Genomic DNA, 18,428 nt, shown 5'->3' with positions numbered 1-18,428 from the left:
AGATAGGCGGGGCGATGGAGCAGGGTTTCGAAATCGAGATCGGGACGCTCGCTGACCACTTCGATGTCGAAGCGGTAGGGCTGGTTGAGCTTTTCATGGCCTTCGAAACCTAGTACCTGCAGGTCGGTTTCGACGCCGGAAATGGCGAGGGTGATATGCGCTTGATTGGCATCCAGCATGCCTTGGCCTCCATCCTTGAGTCAGGCGAAGGCCGAAGGTTGACCGACCTGGACGCCCGTTTCAATGAGGGCGGGGCGGCAGCATGATGGGAATCACGTTTCTTCGGAATCCTAGCAATCGGAGGCCTTGTAACGCTCGGTGGTGATCGGCTTGTTGCTCTCGTATTCGCTGAATTCGAAGCGCAGTACCGCGCCTTGCTCCATCAGCAGGCGCAGGCCGTCGTTGCTGCAGACGCTGGCGGCGAGCTGGGTGCGAACATCCTTGGGGTTATCACGCATTTGCGCCGCGTGCCGGGGCTGGACGCTGAGGTGGTTGACGAGCTCGTTACCCTCCACGCTGTAGCCGACGTCGAGGATGTCGGAATTGATGGCGCGGGGCGTGCCGACGCTGCTTTCGCGTGCGACCTTGTCCAGAAGCTGGCCCAGCTGCTGTTCCTGCAGGGAAGCGGCGTGGGCGGCGGGCCATGCGAGGCATAAAGTGAGCAGAGTAGTCAGACGGTACATGGTGATCTCCTAGGCTTCGTCGTGGCCGCATGAGAAACGGCAGCAGACGCAAGTGACTGCCGTCGTTCGACCGGAAGCCTCCGGTGCGGTTCAGTCGCAGGGCAGATGGCCTGCTAGAATGCGCCTCCCTCGAAACAGAGCAGCCCGTTCATGCCCCATGCCGTAGCCCGCCTGCGCGACCAGCGCCTGGCCCTCAGCAGCAAACCCTTCGTGGCGCGCGGCTCACGCGCGCCCCGTTGCAGTCGCTGCCGAGTGTTGCCGAGCCATTGCCTGTGCGCCTGGCAGCCTCGCCTGGAGGGCTTGCATTGCGGCGTGTGCCTGCTGATGCACGACGTGGAACCGCTCAAACCGAGTAACACCGGCTGGCTGATCGCCGACGCGGTGCCCGACACCTACGCCTTCACCTGGCAGCGAACCCATGTGGAGCCGGCGCTGCTGGCGCTACTGGCCGATCCCCAATGGCAGCCCTTCGTGGTCTTCCCGGGTGAATATGCCGAGCCGGAGCGGGTGGTGACGCACGTTGAGCCAATCCCAGGCAAGCGCCCGCTGTTCATTCTGCTCGACGCGACCTGGACCGAAGCGCGCAAGATGTTTCGCAAGAGTCCCTACCTGAACGGCTTGCCGGTGCTGAGCCTGCAATCGGAGCTGGTCTCGCGCTACCGGCTTCGTCGCTCCAAGCGCAGCGAGCACCTCTGCACGGCCGAGGTGGCAGCGCTGTGCCTGGGGCTGGCGGGCGACGAGGATGCTGCCGGGCAACTGGATGCCTGGCTCGACGTGTTCACCGATCACTACCTGGCCGCCAAGTACCAGCGTGTGCCCAGCCTCGATGACGAGGCACACCGGCGGTTGTCGGCGGACTAGGCCGGTCTGCCATCGCCCGCGGTGGGGGCAGCCGGCGCAGGGTCGAGTGCGTCCGACGGTTTGCGTGGCCAGAGCTGGGCGATGAGCATGCCGATGAACATCAGGGTGCAGCCGGCGTAGCCGCGCAGACTGAGGCTTTCGTCAAGGAAGATCGCGCCGGCGATGGCGGCGAATACCGCTTCGAGCGAGAGGATGATCGCTGCGTGCGAGGCGATGGCATGCTTCTGCGCCACGACCTGGAGCGTATAGCCCACGCCCACGGCGAACACGCCGCCGTAGACCAGCGCCGGTGTCGCCAGCCAGATCTGCTCAAGGCTGGTTTCTTCGAATACCGCGGCCAGGATCAGGCTGACCACCGCGCAGGTGACGAACTGCAGAAAGGCCAGGCGGATCGCGTCGTGGCGGCCGACGAAGAAGCTCACGAGCAGTACGTGCAGCCCCCAGACGAAGGCGCCGGCGAGCTGTATCCAGTCGCCCGAGGCGACCTGGAAATTCTCGCCGATGCTCAGCAGCGCCATGCCGGCTACGGCCAGCACCGCGCCGAGCCAGGTGCCCATGCCGGTCTTCTGCCCGATGATCATCCCCAGCAGCGGCACGACGATGACGTAGAGGCCCGTGATGAACCCCGAGTTGGTGACGCTGGTGAAGAGCAGACCCACTTGTTGCAGGTTGATCCCCAGCGTCAGCGCCAACCCCATCAGCAGGCCGCCGAGCAGCAGGCCGCGCTCACTGAACGGCGCATGCGCGAGCGGTCCCCGGCTTTGCTGCAGCAGCAAGGGCAGCAGTGCAAGGGCGCCCAGTGCGAAACGCAGGCCGGTGAAAAGGAACGGGCCGATGTGGTCCATGCCGAGCCGCTGGGCCACGAATCCGGTCCCCCAGATCATCGCGGTGATCAGCATCAGGATGTCGGCGCGAAGGGCTTGGCTGCGCATGTTTTAGCTCGTCGGGAAAAAGGACGCAGACTTTGCAATAAAGCAAGGCGCTTGACCACTTATTCCCGGGTCGGCATGCTGGCGCCGCTTGACTAAAGTATGAGTGCAAAGGATGAATTTCGGCTGATGGCCATATACCATCATTCCGGTCCGGCACTTGAACGACAGTTCGAGTCTTGCCGGTTCAGCCCGGCATCGGCTCGCCCGCCGATGAAAGCGCCAATAAAAAAACTACAGGTCTGCCAAATGGCTGCTTACGAAATAATCATCGCCGACGATCATCCGCTGTTCCGTAGCGCGCTTCAGCAAGCGCTGACGCTTGGCCTGAGCGATAACGTTCACCTGGTCGAGGCGGCGAGCATCGCCGAGCTGGAGACGCTCCTCGAGCAGGGAGCGGAATGGGATCTGGTGCTGCTGGATCTGAACATGCCCGGGGCTTACGGCTTTTCCGGCCTGGTGCTGCTTCGCGGGCAGTATCCGCAATTGCCGGTGGTGATGATATCGGCGCAGGAAGATGCCTCGGTCGTCGCGCGCGCTCGCGAGTTCGGCGCCAGCGGTTTCATTCCCAAATCCAGTTCGCTGGAAGCCATCCAGGAAGCGGTGCGCGCAGTGCTCGATGGCGATGTGTGGTGGCCGAGCAATATCGAGGATGCCTCCCATGTCAGCGCCGAAGCCAAGGCGGCCAGCGCCGGGCTCGCCAGCCTGACACCGCAGCAGTTCCGTGTGCTGACGATGGTCTGCGACGGGCTGCTGAACAAGCAGATCGCCTACGAGCTGAGCGTTTCGGAAGCCACCATCAAGGCGCACGTCACGGCGATCTTCCGCAAGCTGGGTGTACGCACCCGCACCCAGGCTGCGCTGCTGTTGCAGCAGATGGGCTCGATCCCGACCAACTGAAGCCCGGCTCAGGCGATCACGGGCAGGACGATTTCGTCACTGCGTCGAATGCCGGCGGTGAGCGTCTGGCACTGCTCGATGAATTCGCGCATCGCCGCCGTCTGGTACTTCTGCGAGTGCCAGATGAAGAAGAATTGCCGGGTCAGGTCCAGTTCCGGCGTCTCCACTGGCACCAGGCTGCCCCGGCGAAACGCATCGCGTAGCGCCAGGCGCGAAATGCAGCTGATACCCAGACCGGACTCCACGGCCCGCTTGATGGCTTCGGTGTGTTCCAGCTCGAGACGGATATTGAGCTTGGTGGGGCGATGGCGCATGGCCTGATCGAAGGTCAATCGGGTGCCCGAGCCCTGCTCACGAAGAATCCAGGCTTCGTCGATCAGGTCGTCGATCCGCGCGGTGCCCCGACGCGCCAGCGGATGCTGCGGTGCACAGAACACCACCAGCTCATCCTCCACCCAGGGCAGCACCTCGATATCGGGATGCTGACAGTTACCTTCGATCAGACCCAGATCAAGTTCATGCAGGGCAACCTGCCGGACAATGTGCGCCGTGTTGTGCACATGCAGGCTGACTCGGCACTCGGGGTGGCGCTGCATGAACCCGCCGATCAGTTGCGTGGCCAGGTAATTGCCCACCGTCAGCGTCGCACCGACGTTCAACGACCCGAAGCCGGTCTTGCCGGCCAGCAGGTCCTCGATGGCCTTGGCCTGGTCGAGCAGGGCGACCACCTGTGGCAGCAACTGTCGGCCCAATGCGTTCAGCCACAAGCGCTTGCCGGCGCGATCGAACAACTGGCAACCGGACTGTCGTTCCAGTTCAGCCAGTGATGTGCTGGTCGCGGACTGCGACAGGGACAGGCTCTCGGCGGCACGGGAAACGCTTTGTTGGCGCGCGATCGAGGCGAAGACCTGGAGTTGACGCAAAGTAAAATGCATATCTATATAACCGATAAGACATATTTTAATTATCTGCTTACCGAATATTAGTAGGCACTATAAACTAGTGCAATCACTGCCTTGCCCACCGTCGGCACGCGAGTTAGAGGAAATCAGTAAGTGAGCAATCTGAATGTAGAGCGGGTCCTGAGCGTTCATCACTGGAACGACACGCTATTCAGCTTCAAGACCACTCGCAACCCTGGGTTGCGCTTCGAGAACGGCCAGTTCGTGATGATAGGGCTGGAAGTAGGTGGCCGCCCGTTGATGCGCGCCTACAGCATCGCGAGCCCCAACTATGAAGAGCATCTGGAGTTCTTCAGCATCAAGGTGCCCGATGGTCCCTTGACGTCACGTCTGCAGCATCTGCAGGAAGGCGATTCGCTGATGGTCAGCCGTAAGCCGACCGGCACGCTGGTGCTCGACGACCTGCTGCCGGGCAAGCACTTGTATCTGCTGAGCACGGGTACCGGCCTGGCGCCCTTCATGAGCGTGATCCAGGACCCGGAAACCTACGAGCGTTTCGAGAAGGTGGTGCTGGTCCACGGCGTGCGCTACGTCAACGAGGTGGCCTATCGCGAATTCATTACCGAGCTGCTGCCGCAGAACGAATACTTCGGTGAGGCGCTGAAGGAAAAGCTGATCTATTACCCCACCGTTACCCGTGAGCCGTTCGAGAATCAGGGCCGTCTGACCGACCTGATGCGCAGCGGCAAGCTGTTCAGCGACATCGGCCTGCCGCCGATCAACCCGGAAAACGACCGCGCGATGATCTGCGGCAGCCCGAGCATGCTTACCGACACCAGCGCGGTACTCGACAGCTTCGGCCTGAAGGCATCGCCGCGCATGGGTGACCCGGGGCACTACCTGATCGAGCGGGCCTTCGTCGAGAAGTAAGGGCTGCAGGAAACATGCCGATCCCGGAAAAGCCGAGCCGATGTGCTCGGCTTTACCGTTTCGGGTTTATAGATAGGCGGCGCAACACTTCTTGAATTTCTGACCGCTGCCGCAAGGGCAGGGGTCGTTGCGACCGGCGCGCAAGGGCACGCTCGGGTCGATGAAATACCAGTGCCCGTCGTGCTGCACGAAGGCCGAGCGCTCGTGCTGCACATGTTCGCCCTGGCCGTCGTGCCAGCGGGCGGTGAAGCTCACCAGCGCATGCTCCGGCTGCCCGCCGAATACCTGGCTTTCCTCGACTTCCAGGCCCAGCCAGGTACTGGCCATGCTCCAGTCGCGCATGGCCTGCAGGTCCAGAGCGGCTTGCTGGGCCGGCAACGTGGTCGCCTGCAGGTAGTCGATCAGGCCAAGCACATAGGCGCTGTAGCGCGATCGCATCAGCAACTGCGCGCTGGGCGCCGGCTGGCCGGCATGGAAGCGGCCGCAGCAGTCGGCCAGAGTATTCGAGCTGCCGCAAGGGCAGTTGCCTGTCTGTGTCGCTTCGACGTCGTTCATTCGTTTATCGATAATTATCAGCCGTTGTGGATTGCCCGGTGCGCCCGTGTTCGACCGGATCGGAACCTGCTTGTAGCCAAGCGGGTCGTAAATGAAGAGTGTCATGAGCTGTTCATGTTTCAAACCGCAACTTCACTTGCGCCTCGATGCGTCGGGCTTGGTCGGTACGGCGATGAGCAAGCAGGGTTGCCGGTACTTGTCGCGGTACATGGAGCGGGTTGTTCGCAGCCGAGTCGTGATCCTCGTTAGCTGATTTAGCAATGCCGATATGACGACGCCCAGGGCCGGTTGCAGTAAAGACTAGCGTGGTGACCCATGTCGGCCTAATCTCGATATACCCGGAGCCAGTATTTTGCCTTCGCGAAAATACCGCTCTGGCCGATCCCACAGTAGGAGGCTTTACCGATGAGTAGCTTACGGACAGCAGTACCCGTCATCGTCATGACCACTTTCCTGGCCGGTTGTGCAGGGGTGCAGAAACAGGACTGGCCCACCTGTGCCGCCGTCGGGGGTGTGAGTGGCGCTGCATTGGGCGCGATAGAAAGCAGCACTTACGCCGGTTGGGGTGCATTGATCGGCGGTGGTGTGGCAGCTGCCTATTGCTGGGCCAACGGTACCGAAGAGCAGACCGTCGCGGTGGTGGAAACCGTCGAGCCGATTCCGACCGCCGAGGTCGAGCCCGAGCCGGTTGCCGAAGCGGTGCGTGTCGAGCTGGATGTGAAGTTCGATTTCGACCGCGCAGAAGTGAAGTCGGGCAGCTACGACGATATCCGCAACCTGGCCGACTTCATGAAGGAATACGGGCAGACCTCTACGGTCGTCGAAGGTCATACCGACTCCGTCGGCACCGATGCCTACAACCAGCGTCTTTCCGAGCGTCGTGCCAATGCGGTGCGCGACGTGCTGGTCAATCAGCACGGCCTGGACAGCAGCCGTATCGAAGCGGTTGGTTATGGCGAATCGCGTCCGGTAGCCGATAACGCGACCGAAGAAGGCCGGGCGATCAACCGTCGTGTGGAAGCGGAAGTCGAAGCGCGTCCTTAACGGCAGAACGATGGTTCAGGAGCCGGGCATTCATGCCCGGCTTTTTATTTTTGAGCTGACGATCGGCGGGCTTGTGCACCGTCCATACGGCGCGGCGACGAGGGGGGCAAATCTTCAGTGGCGGAGGGGAAAACGCGCGTTATCATAGCCACCCTTCGAAATACTGAAAATATATACAGCTCTTCGCTCATGCTCAGCACCGAACTCAAATCCCAGATCCAGGGCGCCTACTCGCGTTTCCTCGAGGCCAAGGGCCTCAAACCGCGCTATGGGCAACGGCTGATGATTGCCGAAGTGACCAAGGTCCTGGGCGCGATCAAGGCCGACGACGAAGGCCGCCGCGACGGCGAGCCCGCGGTGGTCGCGGTGGAGGCGGGTACCGGTACGGGCAAGACCGTGGCCTATAGCCTGGCCGCGATTCCCACCGCCAAAGCAGCCGGCAAACGCCTGGTGATCGCCACGGCGACCGTGGCCCTGCAGGAGCAGATCGTCCACAAGGATCTGCCCGACCTGATGCGCAACAGCGGGCTCAACTTCAGCTTCGCCCTGGCAAAGGGGCGGGGGCGCTATCTGTGCCTGTCCAAGCTCGACACGCTGTTGCAGGAAGGTGAGGCGCAGAGCGCCACCGCGCAACTCTTCGAAGAGGAGGGCTTTCGCCTCGATGTCGACGAGCGCAGTCAGAAGCTGTTCGGCAGCATGATCGAAAAACTCGCCGGCAATCGCTGGGACGGCGATCGCGACACCTGGCCGGAAGAGCTGGCCGACCCGGACTGGGCGCGGCTGACCACCGATCACAGCCAGTGTACCGGTCGGCATTGCCCGAATTTCCAGCAGTGCGCCTTCTACAAGGCGCGTGAAGGCATGACCAAGGTCGATGTGATCGTCACCAACCACGACATGGTGCTGGCGGACCTGGCGCTGGGGGGCGGCGCGGTGCTGCCCGACCCGCGCGACACCATCTACGTGTTCGACGAAGGCCACCACCTGCCGGACAAGGCCATCGGCCACTTTGCCCATTTCACGCGTCTGCGCTCCACCGCCGACTGGCTGGGGCAGGTCGAGAAGAACCTGACCAAGTTGCTGGCCCAGCATCCACTGCCAGGCGATCTGGGGCGCCTGATCGAGGCCGTGCCGGAGCTGGCGCGCGATCTGCGGGCGCAGCAGCAGTTCATGTTCAGCGCCTGCGAACAACTGGCCGACTTCAAGCCCGGCGAGGACATGGAGGGCCGCGAGCGTCCGCGTCACCGCTTCGTCGGTGGCGTGGTGCCCGAGCACCTGATCGAATTGGGCACTGAGTTGAAGAAGGGTTTTGCCAAGCTGACCGACCTGTTCACGCGTCTTGCCGAACTGCTCAAGGAGGCGATGGATGGCGAGAGCGGAGTCGGCATCGCCAGCCACCAGGCGGAGGAATGGTATCCGCTGTTCGGCAGCCTGCTGACCCGCGCCCAGGGCAACTGGGAGCTTTGGACCGCCTTCACCGTGGAAGATCCCGAGGACAGCCCGCCGATGGCACGCTGGCTGACTCTGGCCGACGGCGGGGCGCTGTTCGATATCGAGGTCAATGCGAGCCCGATCCTGGCGGCCGAAACGCTGCGGCGCAATCTCTGGAACGTCGCCTACGGAGCCCTGGCGACCTCTGCCACGCTGACCGCGCTGAACAGTTTCGACCGCTATCGCATGCGCGCCGGCCTGCCGCGTTCGGCGGTGACGGCGGTGGTGCCGAGTCCCTTCCACCATGCCGACGCCGGCATACTGCGGGTGCCCGACCTCGATGCCGATCCGCGTGATGCGGCGGCGCACACAGCGGCGATCATTCGCGAACTGCCGCGCCTGGTGGAAGGCTCGCGGGGCACGCTGGTACTGTTTTCCTCACGCCGGCAGATGCAGGACGTGTTCGACGGGCTGGATCGTGACTGGCGCCGACGCGTGTTCATCCAGGGCAACCTGTCCAAGCAGGAGACGCTCAACAAGCACAAGGCGCGTGTGGACGATGGCGAATCCAGCGTCCTGTTCGGGCTCGCCAGTTTCGCCGAGGGCGTCGACCTGCCGGGTGCCTATTGCGAGCACGTGGTGATCGCCAAGATTCCCTTCGCCGTCCCGGATGACCCGGTGGAAGCGGCGCTGGCCGAATGGATCGAGGCGCGTGGCGGCAACCCTTTCATGGAAATCGCCGTCCCGGATGCCTCGCTGCGCCTGGTGCAAGCCTGTGGGCGCCTGCTGCGGACCGAGGAAGATCGCGGCACCATCACCTTGCTCGACCGGCGCGTGGTCACCCAGCGCTACGGCAAGGCGATACTCAATGCACTGCCGCCGTTCAGGCGTCACATCGAATAGAGCGAAGGGGACCGGGATTGGACATTCAAGGATATTTCGATCTTCGTTTCGAAGCGGTCAGGGATGCGTTCGGCGAACTGTTCGAACAGACCGCGCAGCGCGGCGCGGCAATATGCGTCCAGCTGGGTGGCGAAACCGTCGTCGACCTGTGGGCTGGCATGGCCGACAACGCCGGCGAAGAGGTGTGGCAGCAGGATACTCTGGTCAATCTGTTTTCCTGCACCAAGACCTTCACGGCGGTAGCGGCGTTGCAACTGGTGGCGGAGGGCAAGCTGGAACTCGACAGTCCGGTGGGCCGGATCTGGCCGGAATTCGCCGCCAACGGTAAGCAGGGCATAACCTTGCGCCAGTTGCTCAGCCACCAGGCGGGCCTGCCGGCGATCCGCGAGCTGCTGCCGCCGGAAGCGCTCTACGACTGGGAAAGCATGACGCGCGCACTGGCCGCCGAACGCCCCTGGTGGACGCCCGGCGAAGGGCACGGCTATGCGGCCATCACCTATGGCTGGCTGCTGGGCGAGTTGATCAGGCGAGCCGACGGGCGTGAGCCGGGGGAGGCCATTGTCGCGCGCGCTGCCCGCTCCTGTGGCCTGGATTTCCATCTGGGTCTGGCTGACAGCGATTTCCAGCGTGTGGCCTATCTGACCCGGATGAAGAACGATTTCGGTGATGCCGCGGCGCAGCGCCTGTTCAAGGCCACGCTGAGCCAGCCTGAATCGCTCAGTGCTCGCGCGTTCAACAATCCGCCCTCGATCATGACCAGTGGCAACAAGCCTGAATGGCAGCGCATGGCGCAGCCGGCGGCGAACGGGCACGGCAATGCCAGGTCGCTTGCCGGGTTCTACAGCGCCTTGCTCCAGGGGCGGCTGCTCGACGATGCCTTGCTGGCGGAGATGACCCGTGAGCATTGCCTGGGCGAGGACCGCACGCTGCTGACGCGGACACGGTTTGCGCTGGGGTGCTGGCTCGATCAGCCGGATGTGGAGAACGCCACCTTCGGGGTCGGGCCGCGTGCTTTCGGTCATCCCGGAGCGGGAGGTTGCATCGGCTTCGCCGATCCGGAGCGTGAACTGGCGTTCGGCTTCGTCACCAATACCATGGGGCCCTACGTGCTGATGGATCCTCGCGCCCAGAAGCTGGCGCGAGTCGTGCGGCGTTGCCTGGGTTGAGCCACTCGTCGGTTTCAGGGGCGAAGACTTTTCATAACAATGACCTGCGTCCACAATTTGAGCTAGATCCTTGCATTAAGCTGCGACTTTCCTGATCGCGACGCTGCGCTCGTACCCGTCTTCAATGGAATCTGCACATGAAACTGCTGAACTGCGCTTCCCTGATGCTTTGCATGATCGTTGCCGGCTGCAGCTCCACCGGCGACAAGTCGAGTGAAGCGGCGGTCGCCCCGGTGGCCAAGGTCGATTCGGCCTGGCTGGATGATTACGAACCGCGGCTGCGGGATGCACTGAAGGACAGCCGGTTCGAACTGGAGCGTCGCGAAGAGGGCGTGCTGGTCGTGACCGCTCCGGTGGATGCCTCCTTCAATCCGGATCGTCCCGGTATGCTGCTGCCGGCCACGCTCGGCCCCATCAGCCGCGTCGCAAAACTGGTGGAGGGCGATGAGAAGACCGCGGTGATCGTGCTCGGCCATGCCGACAGTACCGGCTCCATCGAGATCAATCAGACCATCAGTCGCCAGCGTGCGGGCGCGGTGGCGGCGATCTTCCGCCTCAGCGGCCTGAAGCATGACCGTCTGCGCATCCGCGGCGTCGGTTCCGACATGCCGCGTGCCTCCAACGAGCACGAGGAAGGGCGCGCGCTCAACCGTCGTGTCGAGATGGTGCTGGCGCCACAAACCACGTTGCTGGCGCTGATCGCCCAGTACAATCAGCCCCCGACTCCAACTCCGGCTGCGGCGGAAGCCACTCAGGTCGCCGTTGCGAAGTAGGCACGGCTGCCGTTAGTTCCAGCTGCTTTGCCTTGAATCAAGTGAGGCGAACGGCCAGGCAGGCTAAGCTTTCAGCCCGATCGTTTCAGGAAGCTTGTGATGACCCAGACTCTGGCTGATATGCGCCGCGATTACACCCGTGACGGGCTCAGCGAGGCGAACGCCCCGGATGACCCCTTGAGTCTGTTCCGGCAATGGTTCGACGATGCCGTGCAGACCGAGCAGCTGCCGGTGGAGCCGAATGCCATGATGCTGGCCACTGTCGATGCCGAAGGGCGGCCGCATTGCCGGGTGCTCTTGCTCAAGGCACTGGACGATCGCGGTTTCAGCTTTTTCAGCAACTACGAAAGCGACAAGGGACGGCAGCTGGAAGCCAACCCGCTGGCTGCCATGACCTTCTTCTGGCCGACCCTGGAGCGCCAGGTGCGGATAGAGGGACGGGTGGAGAAGCTGACGGCGCAAGAGTCGGATGCCTACTACCAGGTCCGTCCTTTGGGTAGCCGTCTCGGTGCCTGGGCGTCTCCGCAGAGCCGGGTCATTCGTGATCGCGCCGAGCTGGAGCGGAGCCTGGCCGAGACGGAGCAGCGTTTCCTCGAGCAGATGCCGCATCGCCCGCCGCACTGGGGCGGTTATCTGCTGCTGCCAGAGCGTATGGAGTTCTGGCAGGGCCGTCCGAGCCGGCTGCATGATCGGCTCAATTATCTGCGTATCGCCAACGACTGGCAGCGAGAGCGTCTCGCTCCCTGATCGCTCGCACTGGCGGGCTTTCTTTGCCTCACGCGGATTTCAGCGTGGGGCGTAGCCGTCCAGTTCACGTCTCAACCAGCTCTCCAGCTCCTTCCTCCGAACACCCTCGGCTTTCGCCTGCGCCAGGCGCTCCAGCGCCCAGGCGCGCTTTTGCGGGTCATTGCCGGCCAGCGAAAGCGCCAGATCCCGATCCGCCCACCGTCTGAAGCGAACGAACAGCCAGCCATGGAAAGCCAGCCCGGCCAGGGTGGTGACGGCTATGATGAAATAGTCCATGAAAATGAATCTCGTATACGACTTAGGCAGGGCGGATCATGCGAGGCGGGAGCGTGTGGCGTAAAGTAGCGTCCAATGGAGACGGATGCTGAACCAGGCAGAGGGACTCCGCCAAGCGTTCCATCGCCGCAGGCGCCTGCCTGGCGACCGGGATCATCAATTCGCGACTCAGGAGCACACCAATGCGTAACGCCATTTTCATCGCATCGTTCACCGCTATGGCTCTTGCTACGGGTTGTACTTCCAACCTGACCGGCGACAGTTATTCCCGTGACGAGGCGCGTACCGTGCAGACCGTTCGTTACGGAACCATCGAGTCGTTGCGCCCGGTCAAGCTCGAAGGCACCAAGACCCCCATCGGCACCGGCGCAGGTGCAGTAGTGGGGGGTATCGCCGGTAGCGGCGTCGGTGGCGGCCGTGGCAGTGCCGTGGCTGCAGTGATCGGCGCCGTAGCCGGTGGCATGCTGGGCGCGGCCGCCGAAGAGGGCATCACCCGTGCGCAGGGCGTCGAAATCACCGTCCGAGAAGACGACGGCAATATGCGCGCCTATGTCCAGGAAGTGGAGCCCAACCAAGTGTTTCGGGTGGGGCAGCGGGTTCGCATCATGACCGTCAACGGAACCAGCCGGATAGCGCCATAAGGCAACGGCGCTCGAGCCTGCCGCGCAGACTGGTTACTTCATCGACTCCGCGTGCGGCGAGGGCGTGCCGGAGATGAGGCTGATGGTCCGCCGGAAGCTTGGCGGACCGACATCTGTTTTTTCTTATCTGTCAGATGGTTGGGGCTGACAGCGGGCCGGCTTTTTGTTTTTCAAAATGCACGATTTCAGGACGCTGGCCTGGGCAATATGGATAATCGGCCCGCTGCACTTTTTATGGCTTGGGGCCGAAAGCTGGTCTGCCAGGGAAAACATGCCTACGTTTTGTCGGCTTAAAGGGGTTTAGGTCATGGCGCTTGCGCTGATAATCGCTCTGCCATTCTTGGGGATCTTCCTGCCTCTGTTGCTGGAGCGTACCGGGAGATCTGCCTGCGCATTCGGCGCCGGGCTGGCGCCTCTGGCGGCGCTGGTTCTGCTGTTGTCGAAGCGCGAAGAAGTGTTTGCCGGCGAAACGGAAATCCAGACGTTGCCATGGCTGCCCGAATTGGGATTGAACCTCAGTTTACGGCTCGACGGGCTGGGCTTCCTGTTCGCCCTGCTGATTCTCGGCATCGGGCTGCTGGTCATCCTTTATGCGCGCTATTACCTTTCGAAGAAGGACCCGATGGGCCGCTTCTTCGGGTATTTCCTGCTCTTCATGGGCTCAATGCTGGGCGTCGTGCTTTCTGAAAACCTCCTGCTGATGCTGATGTTCTGGGAGCTGACGAGCCTGTCGTCGTTCCTGCTGATCGGCTACTGGAGTCATCGTTCGGATGCGCGCCAGGGCGCGCGCATGGCGCTGACGATCACCGGCGGTGGCGGCCTGGCGTTGCTCGCCGGCATTCTGCTGATCGGTCACATCGTCGGCAGCTACGAGCTGACTACGGTACTGGCTTCCGGTGACCTGATCCGTGCCCACGGGCTCTATCCGCTGGCCCTGATCCTGGTGCTGCTGGGCGTCTTCACCAAATCCGCCCAGTTTCCCTTTCATTTCTGGTTGCCGCAGGCGATGGCGGCACCGACGCCGGTCTCGGCGTTCCTGCATTCGGCGACCATGGTCAAGGCAGGTGTCTTCCTGCTTGCTCGTTTGTATCCGGCCCTGGCCGACTCGGAGTGGTGGTTCTATCTGGTCAGTCTGACGGGCCTGACGACCTTGTTGCTGGGTGCGGTCATGGCGTTGTTCCAGCACGACCTCAAGGGCTTGCTGGCTTATTCCACGATCAGTCACCTGGGACTGATCACTCTGCTGTTCGGGCTCGACTCACGCCTTGGCGCCGTTGCCGCCATCTTCCATGTCATTAACCACGCCACATTCAAGGCTTCGTTGTTCATGGCGGCAGGGATCATCGATCATGAGACCGGAACCCGCGATATGCGCCGTATCAACGGCATGTGGAAGTACATGCCGCACACGGCGGTGCTGGCCATGGTGGCGTCGCTGGCAATGGCTGGCGTGCCGCTGCTCAACGGCTTCCTGAGCAAGGAAATGTTCTTCGCCGAGACCCTGGAGCAGCATCTGCTGGGCAGCTTCTACTGGACCATTCCGGTGATCGCGACTCTGGCAGGGGCGTTTTCGGTGGCCTATTCGCTGCGCTTCGTCCACGACGTGTTCTTCAATGGCGAGCCGATCGACCTGCCCAAGTACCCCCCTCACGAGCCGGCGCGCTACATGAAGATACCGGTGGAAATCCTGGTACTGCTGTGCCTGCTGGTGGGCATGCTGCCGGCCTATACCGTCGCGCCCCTGCTGGCTGCTGCGGTAAACGGGACGCTCAACGGCAACGTGCCGGAGTACAGCCTGGCGATCTGGCATGGCCTGAACCTGCCGTTGCTCATGAGTTTCATCGCACTGGGTGGCGGCATCCTGATCTATGCGCTGCGCAAATGGTCGTTTAGCTGGTACGAGGGCTTGCCCGAGGTGGACTCGTTGCAGATATTCGGGCAGTTCATACGCAGCCTGGCCGCGAGTGCCCGCAGGATTACCGACACGCTGGAAAGCGGCTCCCTGCAGCGTTATCTGGCCTTGATGCTGGTCAGTACGCTGGTCCTGGTGATCTATGCGCTGATGCCGCTGGAATCCCTGCGCGGCTCGCGGCCCCTGACATCGATCGATGGCGGCACGCTGCTCGGCATGGGCATCCTGATGGTTTCGTCACTGCTCACCGTGTTCTTCCATCGGCGCCGCCTCGTGGCCTTGATGATCCTCAGCGTGGCCGGCCTGCTGGTGGCGCTGGGCTTCGCGCGTTTTTCCGCGCCGGATCTGGCTTTGACCCAGTTGTCCGTCGAGGTGGTGACGATCATCCTGCTGATCCTCACGCTGTTCTTCATGCCCGACCGTACCCCCGCCGAATCCAGCAGCCTGCGCAGCATGCGCGACCTGGTGTTGGCCAGCGGCGTCGGCGTCATGATCGCGCTGTTGAGCTATGCGGTGCTGACACGCCCGTTCGACAGCATCGCTTCGTTCTTCCTCGAGAACAGCGTGTCGGGCGGCGGCGGGACCAACGTGGTCAACGTGATTCTGGTGGACTTCCGCGGCTTCGATACGCTCGGCGAGATCAGCGTGCTGGCGATCGCCGGCGTGGGTATCTACAGCCTGCTGTATGGCCTGCATCTGCCTCACCCGACCCGTGATTACGGTGGCCGCCTGTGGTCGACCGACAGCCATCCGATGATCCTCGATAACCTGTCGCGGGCGATCCTGCCGATGGCCTTGCTGATTTCGTTCTTCATCTTCCTGCGTGGCCACAATCTGCCGGGCGGTGGTTTCATCGCCGGCCTGATCACGGCCGTGGCGCTGATCCTGCAGTACGTGTCTCACGGGGTCACCTGGGCGCAGGAGCGCCAGCCGTTGAGCTACCACGGCATCGCCGGTTCCGGCGTGCTGATAGCGGGGCTCACGGGGCTGGGTAGCTGGGCCTTCGGCTATCCGTTCCTGACGTCGTCCTTCGGCCACTTCCATATACCTCTGATCGGCGAGATCGAGCTGGCGACCGCCATGCTGTTCGATCTGGGCGTCTACCTGGCCGTAGTGGGGGCGACTCTGCTGATCCTTTCCAATATCGGTCACGTCAGCCAGGACGAGTCGGCCAAGGAGGTGCTGTGATGGAAGCCTTGTTTGCAATCACGCTGGGTGTCATGACCAGCAGCGGCGTCTATCTGCTGCTGCGCGCACGCATCTTTCCGGTGGTGATGGGGCTGACGCTGATCTCCTATGCGGTCAACCTGTTCATCTTCTCCATGGGAAGGCTGCCGACCGGGATGCCGGCAGTTATCGGCAAGAGTGCCGAATACGGTGACCCCTTGCCCCAGGCCCTGGTGCTGACCGCCATCGTCATCGGCTTCGCCATGACGGCCTTCGTGGTGGTGCTGGCGCTGCGTGGGCTCGGTGAATTGCGCAGCGATCATGTGGACGGTCGGGAGACGCGCGAATGACGCATGCACTGATCCTGCCGATTCTGCTGCCGCTGTTCATGGGCAGCCTGCTGCTGGTGCTGCACCGTCTGGAAAAACCTGCCAAGCGCGTCCTGTCGCTGCTCGCGACCTTTGTGCTGGTACCGGTCGCTGTCTGGTTGTTGCTGCTCGCCGGCGATGACCAGCTGCGCATCTATGCCCTGGGCAATTGGCAACCGCCGTTCGGTATCATCCTGATGCTCGACCGGTTGAGCGCGTTGATGCTGCTGGTCACAGCCGTGCTGGCGGCAGGCGCGGTGCTCTATGCCAGCCGCGGCGACGATGCACGAGGCCCCAACTTCCATGCGCTGTTCCAGTTCCAGCTGGTGGGCATCAATGGTGCCTTCCTTACCGCGGACCTGTTCAACCTGTTCGTCTTCTTCGAGATTCTGCTGATCTCCTCCTATGCCTTGCTGCTGCATGGCAACGGTGCCGCGCGGGTGCGTGCGGGGGTCCACTACGTGGTGCTGAACCTGCTCGGCTCGGCGTTTTTCCTGATTGGCGTCAGCATGCTCTACGGGCTGACCGGCACGCTCAACATGGGCGATCTGGCCGTCCGGATCAGCATTGCCGATGCGGCGGACGGTCCGTTGCTGGCGGCGGCGGGTTTTCTGCTGCTGATCGTGTTCGGGCTCAAGGCGGCGCTGCTGCCGCTGTATTTCTGGTTGCCCAGCTCCTACGCCTCGGCCACCGCGCCGGTCGCCGCGCTTTTCGCCATCATGACCAAGGTCGGGCTCTACGCCATCCTGCGGGTATTCACCCTGCTGTTCGGCAGCGCGGCGGGCTCGTTGAGCTTCATGGCCAACGATTGGCTCTGGCCGCTCGCCCTGCTTACCGTCGCGGCGGGTGTCATCGGCGCCTTGGCGGCCCGGGGGCTGCAGGTGTTGCTGTCGTACCTGGTGATCGTCTCTGTGGGTACCTTGCTCGCCGGCATCGCGCTGGGTACCGAGCAAGGGGTGAGCGCGGCGCTCTATTATCTCGTTCACAGTACCTTCGTGGCGGGTGGGTTGTTCTTGCTGGCCGACCTGATCGGTCGCCAGCGCGGTGACAGCGAAACCCGGCTGGTAGTGGCGCCCGCTCTGCGTCAGCCGTTGCTGCTGGGCGCGCTGTTCTTCATGGGGGCGATTTCCGTGGCGGGCCTGCCGCCGTTCTCGGGTTTCATCGGCAAGGTGATGCTGCTCTCCGCGGTTGCGCCCGGCATCCAGGCGTGGATGCTTTGGTCCGTGCTGCTGGTGGGCGGACTGGGAATGGTGATTGCGTTGAGTCGTGCCGGCAGTCTGGTGTTCTGGCTGCCCAGCGAATCGGCCCCGGTCGGGGCGCCGGCCGATCCGGTCAGGTTGATCGCGGCTGCCAGCCTGCTGCTTGGCAGCCTGGTTCTGGTGATCTGGGCCCAGCCGCTGCAGGCCTACGCGCAAAGCACGGCAAGTCAGTTGCTCGATCTCGGGCCTTATCTGCAGATCATTCAAGGAGAAGGGGCATGAAAGCTCGCTGGCTGCCTAATCCTGCTCTGTCCCTGATGCTTGCGCTGTTGTGGCTGCTGTTGAACAACACGCCGAGCCTTGGTCATCTGTTGCTCGGGCTGTTCCTGGGCTGGGTGATTCCGCTGCTGGTGCGCGGTTTTCTCGTGGAAGTGCCGGCGGTGCGCAGACCCTTGCGGCTATGCGCGTTCATGCTGATGGTGTTCTACGACATCGTGCGGGCCAACCTGACCGTGGCCCGACTGGTGCTGGGGCCGACGCGCAATCTGCAACCCGCGTTCATCGAAGTGCCGATGCTGATCGAGAACGAGTTCGTCCTGTCGGTACTCACGAGCATCATTTCGCTGACGCCCGGCACTGTCTCTTCGGGCCTCAGCCCGGATCACAAGATGCTGCTGCTGCATGCGCTGGACGCGCCGGATATCGAGGCGCTGGTCGCCGAGATCAAGACCCGCTACGAAGCCCCGCTGCTGGAGATATTCCAATGCTCGCGTACGTGATCCTGCTGTGCATGGCCATTCTCGGCGTGGCCGCGGTACTGACCCTGATCCGCCTGGTGGTCGGGCCGGAGATGCCGGATCGCGTGCTGGCGCTCGATACGCTTTACATCAACGCGCTCGCCCTGATCGTGCTGTTCGGCATCTGGCTGGCGTCGGACCTGTTCTTCGAGGCAGCGCTGCTGATTGCGGTGATGGGCTTCGTCAGCACGGTGGCGGTGGGCAAGCATCTGCTGCACGGCGAAATCATCGACTGAGGAGATTC

At 62.9% G+C, this 18,428-nt stretch carries 19 protein-coding genes; 14 read left to right on the top strand and 5 right to left on the bottom strand.

The window, feature by feature from the left end:
- Positions 1-290: 290 nt before the first annotated feature.
- Positions 291-683: a PA3611 family quorum-sensing-regulated virulence factor gene (locus EA795_RS11255; protein WP_014853674.1), complete on the bottom strand. Its 393-nt coding sequence runs from the start codon at positions 681-683 to the stop codon at positions 291-293.
- 150 nt (positions 684-833) lie between these two features.
- Here EA795_RS11255 and EA795_RS11250 point away from each other — a divergent pair, with 150 nt between their 5' ends.
- Positions 834-1,544: a tRNA-uridine aminocarboxypropyltransferase gene (locus EA795_RS11250; protein ID WP_122077300.1), complete on the top strand. Its 711-nt coding sequence runs from the start codon at positions 834-836 to the stop codon at positions 1,542-1,544.
- On the opposite strand, the gene EA795_RS11245 is transcribed toward EA795_RS11250, so the two are convergent.
- Positions 1,541-2,476: a DMT family transporter gene (locus EA795_RS11245; RefSeq protein ID WP_014853672.1), complete on the bottom strand. Its 936-nt coding sequence runs from the start codon at positions 2,474-2,476 to the stop codon at positions 1,541-1,543. The two genes, EA795_RS11250 and EA795_RS11245, sit on opposite strands and share 4 nt — an antisense overlap.
- Before the next feature lie 246 nt (positions 2,477-2,722).
- On the opposite strand from EA795_RS11245, the gene erdR reads away from it, so the two are divergent.
- Positions 2,723-3,373 (top strand): response regulator transcription factor ErdR, encoded by a 651-nt coding sequence (gene erdR / locus EA795_RS11240; protein WP_014853671.1) that lies wholly within the window; start codon positions 2,723-2,725, stop codon positions 3,371-3,373.
- Between the two features lie 8 nt (positions 3,374-3,381).
- Here erdR and EA795_RS11235 read toward each other — a convergent pair whose 3' ends face one another.
- Positions 3,382-4,308, bottom strand: coding sequence for a LysR family transcriptional regulator (locus EA795_RS11235; protein ID WP_014853670.1), 927 nt, complete (start codon positions 4,306-4,308; stop codon positions 3,382-3,384).
- Positions 4,309-4,428: 120 nt separating this feature from the next.
- On the opposite strand from EA795_RS11235, the gene fpr reads away from it, so the two are divergent.
- Positions 4,429-5,205, top strand: coding sequence for a ferredoxin-NADP reductase (gene fpr / locus EA795_RS11230; protein ID WP_014853669.1), 777 nt, complete (start codon positions 4,429-4,431; stop codon positions 5,203-5,205).
- A 66-nt stretch (positions 5,206-5,271) separates the two neighbouring features.
- Here the strand turns inward: fpr and EA795_RS11225 are convergent, their stop codons facing one another.
- A complete protein-coding gene (locus EA795_RS11225) occupies positions 5,272-5,760 on the bottom strand; it encodes a YchJ family protein (RefSeq protein ID WP_122077326.1) in 489 nt (162 codons plus the stop codon).
- Positions 5,761-6,165: 405 nt separating this feature from the next.
- Between EA795_RS11225 and EA795_RS21555 the strand changes: the two genes are divergently transcribed.
- The 5 genes from EA795_RS21555 to pdxH all read left to right on the top strand — a co-directional run bounded on the left by EA795_RS21555 (position 6,166) and on the right by pdxH (position 11,824).
- On the top strand, positions 6,166-6,804 hold the full coding sequence (locus EA795_RS21555; protein WP_472736305.1) for an OmpA family protein: 639 nt from the start codon (positions 6,166-6,168) through the stop codon (positions 6,802-6,804).
- Positions 6,805-6,993: 189 nt separating this feature from the next.
- Positions 6,994-9,138: an ATP-dependent DNA helicase DinG gene (dinG, locus tag EA795_RS11215; protein ID WP_122077297.1), complete on the top strand. Its 2,145-nt coding sequence runs from the start codon at positions 6,994-6,996 to the stop codon at positions 9,136-9,138.
- Between the two features lie 17 nt (positions 9,139-9,155).
- Entirely contained in the window at positions 9,156-10,304 is a 1,149-nt protein-coding gene (locus EA795_RS11210; protein WP_122077294.1) for a serine hydrolase domain-containing protein, read from the top strand.
- Between the two features lie 137 nt (positions 10,305-10,441).
- Positions 10,442-11,077 carry an OmpA family protein gene (locus EA795_RS11205; RefSeq protein WP_122077290.1) on the top strand — a complete coding sequence of 212 codons (636 nt, stop codon included), beginning with the start codon at positions 10,442-10,444 and terminating at the stop codon, positions 11,075-11,077.
- Between the two features lie 99 nt (positions 11,078-11,176).
- Positions 11,177-11,824: a pyridoxamine 5'-phosphate oxidase gene (pdxH, locus tag EA795_RS11200; protein ID WP_122077287.1), complete on the top strand. Its 648-nt coding sequence runs from the start codon at positions 11,177-11,179 to the stop codon at positions 11,822-11,824.
- Between the two features lie 39 nt (positions 11,825-11,863).
- Here the strand turns inward: pdxH and EA795_RS11195 are convergent, their stop codons facing one another.
- Positions 11,864-12,100 (bottom strand): hypothetical protein, encoded by a 237-nt coding sequence (locus EA795_RS11195; RefSeq protein WP_014853662.1) that lies wholly within the window; start codon positions 12,098-12,100, stop codon positions 11,864-11,866.
- 182 nt (positions 12,101-12,282) lie between these two features.
- On the opposite strand from EA795_RS11195, the gene EA795_RS11190 reads away from it, so the two are divergent.
- The 6 genes from EA795_RS11190 (at position 12,283) to EA795_RS11165 (ending at position 18,420) form a co-directional block, all read left to right on the top strand.
- Positions 12,283-12,741, top strand: a complete 459-nt coding sequence (locus EA795_RS11190; RefSeq protein WP_058074323.1) for an outer membrane lipoprotein — start codon at positions 12,283-12,285, stop codon at positions 12,739-12,741.
- Between the two features lie 307 nt (positions 12,742-13,048).
- Positions 13,049-15,841, top strand: a complete 2,793-nt coding sequence (locus EA795_RS11185; protein WP_122077285.1) for a monovalent cation/H+ antiporter subunit A — start codon at positions 13,049-13,051, stop codon at positions 15,839-15,841.
- Complete coding sequence (locus tag EA795_RS11180) at positions 15,841-16,170, top strand: Na+/H+ antiporter subunit C (RefSeq protein ID WP_014853659.1); 330 nt, start codon at positions 15,841-15,843, stop codon at positions 16,168-16,170. The genes EA795_RS11185 and EA795_RS11180 overlap by 1 nt, the downstream gene beginning before the upstream one ends.
- Positions 16,167-17,669 (top strand): monovalent cation/H+ antiporter subunit D, encoded by a 1,503-nt coding sequence (locus tag EA795_RS11175; RefSeq protein WP_122077282.1) that lies wholly within the window; start codon positions 16,167-16,169, stop codon positions 17,667-17,669. Before EA795_RS11180 ends, EA795_RS11175 begins: the two co-directional genes overlap by 4 nt.
- Complete coding sequence (locus EA795_RS11170; RefSeq protein WP_014853657.1) at positions 17,666-18,166, top strand: Na+/H+ antiporter subunit E; 501 nt, start codon at positions 17,666-17,668, stop codon at positions 18,164-18,166. Before EA795_RS11175 ends, EA795_RS11170 begins: the two co-directional genes overlap by 4 nt.
- Entirely contained in the window at positions 18,151-18,420 is a 270-nt protein-coding gene (locus EA795_RS11165) for a K+/H+ antiporter subunit F (protein WP_014853656.1), read from the top strand. The genes EA795_RS11170 and EA795_RS11165 overlap by 16 nt, the downstream gene beginning before the upstream one ends.
- The last annotated feature ends 8 nt before the right edge of the window (positions 18,421-18,428 follow it).

Origin of the sequence: Stutzerimonas nitrititolerans, from assembly GCF_003696285.1 — a bacterium.
Classification (GTDB): Bacteria; Pseudomonadota; Gammaproteobacteria; order Pseudomonadales; family Pseudomonadaceae; genus Stutzerimonas; species Stutzerimonas nitrititolerans.
Note: the sequence above shows the minus strand (reverse complement) of the source record. Positions and strands in the feature narration are given on the sequence as shown.